This is a genomic window from Bradyrhizobium sp., from assembly GCF_035484855.1.
Classification (GTDB): Bacteria; Pseudomonadota; Alphaproteobacteria; order Rhizobiales; family Xanthobacteraceae; genus Bradyrhizobium.
The window spans coordinates 1-11,168 of record NZ_DATHOP010000209.1 but is presented as its reverse complement, the minus strand read 5'-3'; the positions used below and the strand labels follow the sequence as shown (position 1 = coordinate 11,168).

General features: G+C 62.6%; 5 protein-coding genes. 1 reads left to right on the top strand and 4 read right to left on the bottom strand.

Annotation, left to right across the window (positions count from 1 at the left end):
- The coding region (locus tag VK804_RS23935) for a porin (RefSeq protein ID WP_325374839.1) at positions 1-608 on the bottom strand (608 nt) is incomplete at its 3' end.
- 369 nt (positions 609-977) lie between these two features.
- Between VK804_RS23935 and VK804_RS23930 the strand changes: the two genes are divergently transcribed.
- Positions 978-1,523: a MarR family winged helix-turn-helix transcriptional regulator gene (locus VK804_RS23930; RefSeq protein ID WP_325374837.1), complete on the top strand. Its 546-nt coding sequence runs from the start codon at positions 978-980 to the stop codon at positions 1,521-1,523.
- A gap of 131 nt (positions 1,524-1,654) precedes the next feature.
- Here the strand turns inward: VK804_RS23930 and VK804_RS23925 are convergent, their stop codons facing one another.
- The 3 genes from VK804_RS23925 to rpoB form a co-directional block, all read right to left on the bottom strand.
- Complete coding sequence (locus VK804_RS23925; protein WP_325374835.1) at positions 1,655-2,695, bottom strand: alpha/beta hydrolase; 1,041 nt, start codon at positions 2,693-2,695, stop codon at positions 1,655-1,657.
- A 537-nt stretch (positions 2,696-3,232) separates the two neighbouring features.
- Complete coding sequence (rpoC, locus tag VK804_RS23920; RefSeq protein WP_325374834.1) at positions 3,233-7,432, bottom strand: DNA-directed RNA polymerase subunit beta'; 4,200 nt, start codon at positions 7,430-7,432, stop codon at positions 3,233-3,235.
- Between the two features lie 130 nt (positions 7,433-7,562).
- On the bottom strand, positions 7,563-11,168 hold a 3,606-nt coding region (gene rpoB, locus VK804_RS23915), incomplete at its 5' end, for a DNA-directed RNA polymerase subunit beta (RefSeq protein ID WP_325374832.1).

The window sequence follows — 11,168 nt, the reverse complement described above, 5'->3', positions numbered from 1 at the left end:
ATCACGCCGGTGACGGAGTCTTCGCCGCCGATCAGGTACGACGTGTTGTTGCCCGGATAACCGTTCCACGGCGACGCATAAGCCGAAGACGACTTACCGAAGGTGAAGCCGGCGAATTGCAGGAACACATACTCGACCGCGGTGTAACCGTTGCCGGGCGTCATAAGCAGGGTCGAGCTGTTGGCGCCCAGGTTCGAGGCCAAGCCTCCGGGAGCGAACGAACTCTGTCCCAGAGTGTCGTACTGGAAGTCAGCCTGTCCGAACGTGCGCACTACGCCGTATTGGGTTGCAGTGCGGGTATCAACGGTGAGCGCCATACGGGCACGGGAGACCTCGTGGTTGACGAAGCGATCGCCAAGACCAAGATCGCCGCTCCAGGCCGGCTGATCGTAGATGCTGCCGTTGAACGTGGTATCAACGCGCAGGTAACCACCCAGCTTGATGCAGGTGTCGGTGCCCGGAATGTAGAAGAAACCGGCACCATACAGGGAGCAAATCTTCACGTACTCGACCGCTTTGGCCTTGACGGGAAGATCGGCTGCCTGTGCCCCGCTCATGGCGATAAGACCCGCCGCTGAGCCGAGGACAAGGCTCTTAATCGTCTTCATGTTAAACCTCCAAGTTGCTCTTTCAGGAAGGTTCCAGATCCGCCGGATGTCTGCACACCTCAGGACTGGCTCCCTAGTTCTGCTCTAAAACCGCTCAGTCGTTCTGCGCCTTCGGACCACCCGCTCGATGCGCGGGACTTGAGCGAGCTACCTAACGGGACGAACCAGGACCCCCAGCCGTCACAATGAAATATGCATGCATCACTTTTTTAATCAAATTAGTTTATTAAATTAGCAATCGATTACGCGCCCGATGTGCTTTTTCGGCAACGACGCGCCGCCGCGCTTATTCCCCGGGAAGCCCGGATTATTGAGTTCATCACCGATCTTTTTTGCTTGTTTTGCAAAGGAAACCGATGAAGATGGGCTATGGGAGCGACCGGCAAGAGAAGCGTGGGCCCACCGGGTTCGGCGCAACGCGCAAGCTCCGGCGGCACCCCCACCAGCACCAAGAATCAGGACCTGGCGCGGCGCTTCACCTGGGTGATCGCCTCCATCAGCGTGCACCTGGAGGAGCTTCGCTACTTCTGGGGCAAGACCTTGGGAATCAGCGGTCCGCAATGGATGATCCTGATGGCACTCGCCGAAATCGATCAGGACGACGGGGTGCCGGTCAACGTGGTTTCGAAAAAGCTGCACGTCGATCCGTCATTTGTCACGACGCAATCCAAACTGCTTGAAAAAAAGGGCTTCATTCGCCGCAAGCCCTCGACCGAGGACGCCCGGATCGTGCAGATGTCGCTGACCGACAAGACCTACAAGCATCTGGCAAGCCTGGCCGCACAGCAGGAGGCCCTGAACGAATTCATCTTCGCGGAGTTCGGCGACCGCGAACTGGGCGAACTCACCAACAAGCTCGCCGCCCTGCAGAAGCGGCTCGAAAAGGCCTGCATGAAGGTGGAGTTGGACATCTGAGTTTTGGGCGCCGGGCTGCCGCGCCCCGCGGCGGCAGATTTCGCCACACCAGGCGGCGCCGTGATTCGGCCGCCGACCTCATTTGAGCCGCTGCATCCCGGCGAACCCTGCGGCCGGGCGATCTAGTCTGGCTAATTCGTCGCAATCCCGAGGCGGGAGGCGATCCAGTCAAAGATGAACTCATTGGCGAGCGTCGTGTTGTCGGCATGCCCTTCCGCCGCCGCGGTTTCCTCGCTGGTGAAGATCTTGAGCGTCACGTCCCGGTCATCCGCCCTCAGCCCGTCATACAATTCCCTGACCCGCTCCGGTTTCAGCCAGCCGCGCTCGCCCGTCGAAATCAGGACCGGGCATTTGATGTTTCGCGCGACCCGGCTGAAGATCCGGCCCGATCCGAACCCCGCATCCGCCGCTGCGAAGCGATCCCTCAGGAACGCCCGTTCATGCAGATCCCAGATGCCGCCGTCGCAAACCGCCGCCGCAAACCGGTCGTCGAACGCGATTCCCCGCGCCACGAAGGAAGAGCCGCACCCGTCCGCGAGGATTGCAATCCGGTGCTCGTCGACATCGTCCCTGCCGACGAGATAGTCCATGATGTGCCCGATCGTCGATTCCAGGTCGGAACGGCCGACGATCTCCTCGAATGGGGCAATTGCCGCCGCACCCAGCAGGTCCACCGCAAGCACCGACATGCCGCGATCGCCGGCGTAGCGCACCACCTTGCTGAGGCATGCTTCCTTTCGCTGCCCGGGCTCGCCGATGCAAATGACAGCCGGCGCCGGCTTCGATCCGGCCGCGGCAGGCAGAAAGTAACCCTCCAGCGCATGCCCGCCCGGCCAGGGGATCAGTACGACCTCGCCGGCGGGCTGGCGGTGCCGCAGGTATTTGACGGCGCATTCGCGCATGCGGCCGATCGCGCGCCGATGAATTTCGTCGGCTTGATCGCAAGGGAACGCCGCCGCCTGGTAGTAGCCGACGGCGCGGAGCCAATTGCTCCTCGCCGTCGGCATGTTGCCCTGGGCCAGAGCGGCATTGCCGCGTTCGTCATTGGTGTCGGCGATTCTCGTCCATTCAAGGCACCAGGAGTTGTCATCCGAAAAATCGATGCGTCTGGCCGTGGCCAGGCACTCGGCAACCGTAGAGCCGCCTTCCTGGGCCGCGGAAAGGAGCCTCATGAATTCGATCGACAGGTCCTCCCGTTCGGGCCAGAACACCGATTGCCCAAGGTCGACCGTGAATCCCATCCGATGGATATTCAAAACATCACCCTATCAACTTACTTTATCAATTAACGAAACGACGTTGAGAACCGCAGCCCGTGCATGGCTGCCTGTCGAATGGCCCGGATCCTTGTCATTTGCCGGTGCTGTTCGATAGCGCGGATCCAACTCGCGCGATGTCAGGCGCGGCCGCAGTTACCCTTCAAGGTGTTGGGTCGCCGCAAATCTTTACGGTGTCAAGATAAGGGGAAGCGGGTGGCGGAGCGCCGCGGCCGGGCGCCGATCATCGCAGGTCCGGGCCTGGCGAACACGAAATGTTGACGAGAACGTGAATGAAGGCGGAGCTTGCAGCCGCCCGATTGCCAGCGCGCAGAATCGGTCGAGCGAGCCGGCGGCAACCGAATTCAGGCCTGGCAAAAACGCTCAGCCACCGACCAAAAAAAGCCGGCGAAGACGCCGGCTTTTTCGGTTGTGAGGATCGCGAGTGACCGATTATTCCGCCGGCGGCAGCGCCAGCGGCTCGACTTCGGGTGCCGCGGGTACGATCGCCGCCTGCTTCTCGCGCTCGTCGAGGATCAGCTTGTCGCGCTTGACGGCGACTTCGCGGATCTTGGCCATCGAGGCGCCGGTGCCCGCCGGGATCAGCCGGCCGACGATGACGTTCTCCTTGAGGCCTTCCAGCGGGTCGACCTTGCCGTTGACGGCGGCTTCGGTCAGCACGCGGGTGGTCTCCTGGAACGAGGCCGCCGAGAAGAACGAGCGGGTCTGCAGGCTCGCCTTGGTGATGCCGAGCAGTACCGGCGTCCCGGTGGCGGGCTTCTTGCCCTCTTCTTTGGCCTTGGCGTTGATCACGTCGAACTCGATCTTGTCGACCTGTTCGCCCGAGATCATGTCGGTCTCGCCCTGGTCGGTGATCTCCACCTTCTGCAGCATCTGACGGACAATCACCTCGATGTGCTTGTCGTTGATCAGAACGCCCTGCAGCCGGTAGACCTCCTGGATCTCGTTGACCAGATAGGCGGCGAGTTCCTCGATGCCCTTGATCGCCAGGATGTCGTGCGGCGCCGGATTGCCCTCGACGATGAAGTCGCCCTTTTCGACGATGTCGCCGTCCTGCAGGTGGATGTGCTTGCCCTTCGGGATCAGGTACTCGCGCGGCTCCTCGGTCTTGTCGATCGGTTCGATCGAGATGCGGCGCTTGTTCTTGTAGTCGCGGCCGAACCGGATGGTGCCGGAGATTTCCGCGATGATCGCCGCGTCCTTTGGCTTGCGGGCCTCGAACAGCTCGGCGACCCGCGGCAGACCGCCGGTGATGTCGCGGGTCTTGGCGCTCTCGGTCGAGATACGCGCCAGGATGTCGCCGGTCTTGACCTTGGCGCCGACGTCGACCGACAGGATGGCGTCGACCGACAGCATGTAGCGGGCCTCGCCGCCACGCGCCAGTTTCAGGATCTTGCCGTCCTTGCCCTTGATGACGATCGCCGGACGCAGGTCGCCGCCGCCCCGCGAGGTGCGCCAGTCGATGACGACGCGCTTGGCGATGCCGGTGGATTCGTCGAGCGTCTCCGAGATCGACTGACCCTCGACCAGATCCTCGAAGCCGATGGTGCCCTCGACTTCGGTCAGAACCGGCCGGGTGTAGGGATCCCATTCGGCGATGCGCTGGCCGCGCTTGACCATGTCGCCCTCGTCGACGCGCATCCGCGCGCCGTACTGGATGCGATGGGTCGCCCGCTCGGTGCCGTCGGCATCCGTCACCGCGACCACCATGTTGCGAACCATGGCGATCAGGTGGCCTTCGCTGTTCTTGGCGATCGCCTTGTTCTTGATCGTCACCTTGCCTTCGAAGTTCGACTCGATGAACGACTGCTCGTTGATCTGCGCCGCGCCGCCGATGTGGAAGGTGCGCATGGTGAGCTGGGTGCCCGGCTCGCCGATCGACTGCGCCGCGATGACGCCGACCGCTTCGCCGTGGTTGACCGGCGTGCCGCGGGCGAGGTCGCGGCCGTAGCACTTGCCGCAGATGCCGTTGACGAGTTCGCAGGTCAGTGCCGAGCGGATCTTGACCTCCTGGATGCCGGCCTGCTGCAGCGCGTCGACATGGGTCTCCTCCATCAGCGTGCCGCGCTTGACCACGATCTTGTTGGTCGCGGGATCGCGCAGATCCTCGCCCGCAGTGCGGCCGAGAATGCGCGACGCCAGCGAGGCAACCACCGTGCCGGCATCGATGATGGCGCGCATCTTGATGCCGAGCTTGGTGCCGCAATCGTCAGCCGTGATGATGCAATCCTGCGCCACGTCGACCAGACGCCGCGTCAGGTAGCCGGAGTTCGCCGTCTTCAACGCGGTGTCCGCCAGCCCCTTGCGGGCGCCGTGGGTCGAGTTGAAGTATTCGAGCACCGAGAGGCCTTCCTTGAAGTTGGAAATGATCGGTGTCTCGATGATCTCGCCCGACGGCTTGGCCATCAGGCCGCGCATGCCGGCAAGCTGGCGCATCTGGTCCTGCGAACCGCGGGCGCCGGAGTTCGACATCATGAAGATCGAGTTGATCTGGGCTTCGCCGCCCTTCGGATTCTTCTTGACGGCGGAAATCTCCGTCATCATGTCTTCCGAGATCTTCTTGGTGCACTTCGACCAGGCGTCCACGACCTTGTTGTACTTCTCGCCGTGGGTGATCAGGCCGTCATTGTACTGCTGCTCGAATTCCTTCGCCAGCGTCCGGGTCTCCTCGACGATCTTCCACTTCGAGGCCGGCACCACCATGTCGTCCTTGCCGAAGGAAATGCCGGCCTTGAACGCATTGTAGAAGCCGAGCGCCATGATGCGGTCGCAGAAGATCACGGTCTCCTTCTGACCGCAGTGACGATAGACCTGGTCGATAACGCTCGAGATTTCCTTCTTCGTCATCAGCTTGTTGATGATGTCGAACGAAATCTTCGCCGAGCGCGGCAAAACGTTGCCGAGCATGACGCGGCCGGCGGTGGTCTCGATCCAGCGCTTGGCCTGCTTGCCGGTCTCGTCGATGCCGTCCCAACGATACCTGATCTTGGTGTGCAGGTGGATGACCTTCGAATGCAGGGCATGCTCGAGCTCGGCCATGTCGCCGAAGATCTTGCCCTCGCCCGGCAATCCCTCGCGCAGGATCGACAGATAGTAGAGACCAAGCACGATGTCCTGCGACGGCACGATGATCGGCTGACCGTTGGCCGGGTGCAGGATGTTGTTGGTCGACATCATCAGCACGCGCGCTTCCAGCTGCGCTTCCAGCGACAGCGGGACGTGCACGGCCATCTGGTCGCCGTCGAAGTCGGCGTTGAACGCGGCGCAAACCAGCGGGTGCAGCTGAATCGCCTTGCCCTCGATCAGCACCGGCTCGAACGCCTGGATGCCGAGCCGATGCAGCGTCGGCGCGCGGTTCAGCAGCACCGGATGCTCGCGAATCACCTCGTCGAGAATGTCCCAGACCTCGGGACGCTCTTTTTCGACCAGCTTCTTGGCCTGCTTCACGGTGGTGGACAGGCCCTTGGCGTCGAGCCGCGAATAGATGAACGGCTTGAACAGCTCAAGCGCCATCTTCTTCGGCAGGCCGCACTGATGCAGCCGCAACTCGGGGCCGACCACGATCACCGAACGGCCCGAATAGTCGACGCGCTTGCCGAGCAGGTTCTGGCGGAAGCGCCCTTGCTTGCCCTTCAGCATGTCGGCCAGCGACTTCAGCGGTCGCTTGTTGGCGCCGGTGATAACGCGGCCGCGGCGGCCGTTGTCGAACAAAGCGTCGACCGCCTCCTGCAGCATGCGCTTTTCGTTGCGGATGATGATGTCGGGCGCGCGCAGCTCCATCAGCCGCTTCAACCGGTTGTTGCGGTTGATGACGCGGCGGTAGAGGTCGTTGAGGTCGGAGGTCGCAAAGCGGCCGCCGTCGAGCGGCACCAGCGGCCGCAGGTCCGGCGGAATCACCGGTACCACGGTCAGGATCATCCATTCCGGCTTGTTACCGGAATAGCGGAACGCCTCGACGATCTTCAGCCGCTTGGCGAGCTTCTTATGCTTGATGTCGGATTCAGTCTCCTGCATCTCGGCGCGCAGCGAGGTCTCGAGCTTTTCGAGCTCCAGCCCCTTGAGCAGCTCGCGGATCGCCTCGGCGCCGATCATGGCGGTGAAGCTGTCCTGGCCGTATTCGTCCTGCGCCTTCAGGTACTCGTCTTCCGACAGCAGCTGACGGTCCTTGAGCGCGGTGAGACCCGGCTCGAGCACGACGTAATATTCGAAATAAAGAATCCGCTCGAGATCCTTCAGCGTCATGTCGAGCAGAAGGCCGATGCGCGACGGCAGCGACTTCAGGAACCAGATGTGGGCAACAGGCGCGGCCAGTTCGATATGGCCCATGCGCTCGCGCCGGACGCGCGACAGCGTCACTTCGACCGAGCACTTCTCGCAGATGATGCCCTTGTACTTCATGCGCTTGTACTTGCCGCACAGGCACTCGTAGTCCTTGATCGGCCCGAAGATGCGCGCGCAGAACAGGCCGTCACGCTCCGGCTTGAAGGTGCGGTAGTTGATGGTCTCCGGCTTCTTGATCTCGCCGTAGGACCACGACAGAATCTTCTCCGGCGACGCGATCGAGATCCGGATCTGGTCGAAGACCTGGGCCGGCGTCGTCGGATTGAACAGATTCATAATTTCTTGGTTCATCGTCTTCTCCTCGCGTGCCGATCGTCACCGGCAGCAAATTCGAAATTCTTTTTTCGCCACGCGCCCCGCCCAACGTCCGGACGAGGCGCGGATACCCGGCGCATGGCGCGCCGGGCATGATGCTTGTTGGTTACTCCGCCGCCTCGGAGGTCGGCGTGCCGCTCAATTTGGAATTGTGCAGATCGACGTTGAGGCCCAGCGAACGCATCTCCTTGACCAGCACGTTGAACGATTCCGGAATACCCGCCTCGAACGTGTCGTCGCCACGCACGATCGCCTCGTACACTTTGGTACGGCCGGCGACGTCGTCCGACTTCACGGTCAGCATTTCCTGGAGCGTGTACGCCGCGCCGTAGGCTTCCAGCGCCCACACCTCCATTTCGCCGAAACGCTGGCCGCCGAACTGCGCCTTGCCGCCCAGCGGCTGCTGGGTGACGAGCGAGTACGGACCGATCGAACGCGCGTGGATCTTGTCATCCACGAGGTGATGCAGCTTGAGCATATAGATGTAGCCTACCGTCACCTTGCGGTCGAAGGCGTCTCCGGTGCGGCCGTCATAGACGGTCGATTGCCCGGAGGCATCCAGACCCGCAAGCTTCAGCATCTCCTCGATGTCGGCTTCCTTGGCCCCGTCGAACACGGGGGTCGCGATCGGCACGCCGTGACGCAGATTGCCGCCAAGCTCCATCAGTTCGGCGTCGTTCAGCGACTTGATGGTTTCCTCATCGCCATAGATCTTCTTCAGGGTCTCCTTCAGCGGTCGGATGTCCTGCTTGGCGTAATACGCATCCACCGTCTGGCCGATGCGCTTGCCGAGGCCGGCGCAGGCCCAGCCGAGATGGGTTTCGAGAATCTGCCCGACGTTCATGCGCGAGGGCACGCCGAGCGGATTGAGCACGATGTCGGCATGCGTGCCGTCTTCGAGGAACGGCATGTCCTCGACCGGAACGATTTTCGACACCACGCCCTTGTTGCCGTGACGGCCGGCCATCTTGTCGCCTGGCTGGATCTTGCGCTTCACCGCGACGAAGACTTTCACCATCTTCATCACGCCGGGCGGCAATTCGTCGCCACGCTGCAGCTTCTCGACCTTGTCGAGGAAGCGCTGCTCGAGGCCCTTCTTCGATTCGTCGTACTGCTTCCGCATCGCCTCGATTTCGGCCATCAGCTTGTCGTTGGGCGAAGCAAACATCCACCACTGCGAGCGCGGATGCTCGTCGAGCACCGCGCGGGTGATCTTGGTGTCCTTCTTGAAGCCCTTCGGGCCGGCGATGCCCTGACGATTCTCCAGCAACTCGGCGAGGCGGCTATAGACGTTGCGGTCCAAGATCGCCTGCTCGTCGTCGCGGTCCTTGGCCAGACGCTCGATCTCTTCCCGCTCGATCGCCAGCGCGCGCTCGTCCTTGTCGACGCCGTGCCGGTTGAAGACCCGGACTTCGACGATGGTGCCCTGCACGCCCGGAGGCACGCGCAGCGAGGTGTCGCGAACGTCGGAGGCCTTTTCGCCGAAGATGGCGCGCAGCAGCTTTTCCTCCGGCGTCATCGGGCTTTCGCCCTTCGGCGTGATCTTGCCGACTAGGATGTCGCCGGCGCGCACTTCCGCGCCGATATAGACGATGCCGGCTTCGTCGAGGTTCTTCAGCGCTTCTTCCGAAACGTTCGGAATGTCGCGGGTGATTTCCTCAGGCCCGAGCTTGGTGTCGCGGGCCATCACCTCGAATTCCTCGATGTGGATCGAGGTGAAGACGTCGTCCTTGACGATCCGCTCGGAGAGCAGGATCGAGTCCTCGAAGTTGTAGCCGTTCCACGGCATGAACGCGACCAGCACGTTGCGCCCCAGCGCGAGCTCGCCGAGATCGGTCGAGGGACCGTCGGCGATGATGTCGCCCTTGCGGACGGTGTCGCCGACCTTCACCAGCGGACGCTGGTTGATGCAGGTCGACTGGTTGGAACGCTGGTACTTCATCAGCCGGTAGATATCGACGCCTGACTTGGTGGGGTCGAGATCTTCGGTGGCGCGGATCACGATACGGGTGGCGTCGATCTGGTCGATCACGCCGGTGCGGCGTGCCGCGATCGCTGCGCCCGAGTCGCGGGCGACCACGCCTTCCATGCCGGTGCCGACGAACGGCGCCTCGGCACGCACCAGAGGCACGGCCTGGCGCTGCATGTTGGAGCCCATCAGCGCGCGGTTGGCGTCGTCGTTCTCGAGGAACGGGATCAGGGCTGCTGCCACCGAAACCAGCTGCTTCGGCGACACGTCCATGTAGTCGACCTTGTCCGGCGTGATCATCAAGACGTCGCCGGAGTGGCGGCAGACCACGAGGTCGTCGGTGAAGCGGCCGCGATTATCCAGCGCGACGTTGGCTTGCGCCACGTGATAGCGGCCCTCCTCCATCGCCGAGAGATAGATCACCTCGTCGGTGACGCGGCCGTCCTTGACCTTGCGATAGGGCGTCTCGACAAACCCATACTTGTTGACGCGCGCAAAAGTGGCGAGCGAGTTGATCAGGCCGATGTTCGGACCTTCCGGCGTCTCGATCGGGCAGATCCGGCCGTAATGGGTCGGATGCACGTCGCGCACCTCGAAACCGGCGCGCTCGCGGGTCAGACCGCCCGGGCCAAGCGCCGAGAGGCGGCGCTTGTGGGTGATCTCCGAGAGCGGATTGGTCTGGTCCATGAACTGCGACAACTGCGAGGAGCCGAAGAACTCGCGCACCGCGGCGGCCGCGGGCTTGGCGTTGATCAGATCCTGCGGCATCACGGTATCGATGTCGACGCTCGACATCCGCTCCTTGATCGCGCGCTCCATGCGCAACAGGCCGATGCGATACTGGTTCTCCATCAATTCGCCGACCGAACGCACCCGGCGGTTGCCGAGATGGTCGATGTCGTCGATCTCGCCCTTGCCGTCGCGCAAATCGACCAGCGTCTTGATGACGGCGAGGATGTCTTCCTTGCGCAGCGTGCGATGGGTATCGGGCGCGTCGAGTTCGAGGCGCATGTTCATCTTGACGCGGCCGACCGCGGACAGGTCGTAGCGCTCGCTGTCGAAGAACAGCGACTGGAACATGGTCTGCGCCGAATCGATGGTCGGCGGCTCGCCGGGACGCATCACGCGATAGATGTCGAACAGCGCGTCCTCGCGCGTCATGTTCTTGTCGGCATGCAGCGTGTTGCGGATATAGGCGCCGACATTGACATGGTCGATGTCGAGCAGCGGCAATTCCTTGTAGCCGTGCTCGTTGAGCGCCTTCAGCGACTTCTCGGTGATTTCCTCGCCGGCCTCGGCGTAGATTTCACCGGTCTTCGGATTGACGAGATCCTCGGCCAGGTAGTTGCCGACCAGTTCCTCATCCGACAGCCGCAGCGCCTTGAGGCCCTTTTCCTGCAACTGGCGCGCGGCACGCACGGTCAGCTTCTTGCCGGCCTCGAGCACCACCTTGCCGCTGTCGGCATCGATCAGGTCGTTGATCGTGCTGTAGCCGCGGAAACGGGTGGCGTCGAACGGCACGCGCCAGCCGTCCTTGGCGCGCTTGTAGCTGATCTTCTTGTAGAACGTGGACAGGATGGTTTCCCCATCGAGCCCGAGCGCGAACATCAGCGAGGTCACCGGAATCTTGCGGCGCCGGTCGATGCGCGCGAACACGATGTCCTTGGCGTCGAATTCGATATCGAGCCAGGAGCCGCGATAGGGAATCACGCGCGCCGCGAACAGCAATTTGCCCGAGGAGTG

Bases quoted from the DNA above. Each gene is read 5' to 3' on its own strand.
- VK804_RS23925 (WP_325374835.1), bottom strand. From the start codon at position 2,695: ATGAGGCTCCTTTCCGCGGCCCAGGAAGGCGGCTCTACGGTTGCCGAG.
- VK804_RS23930 (WP_325374837.1), top strand. From the start codon at position 978: ATGGGAGCGACCGGCAAGAGAAGCGTGGGCCCACCGGGTTCGGCGCAA.
- rpoC (WP_325374834.1), bottom strand. From the start codon at position 7,432: ATGAACCAAGAAATTATGAATCTGTTCAATCCGACGACGCCGGCCCAG.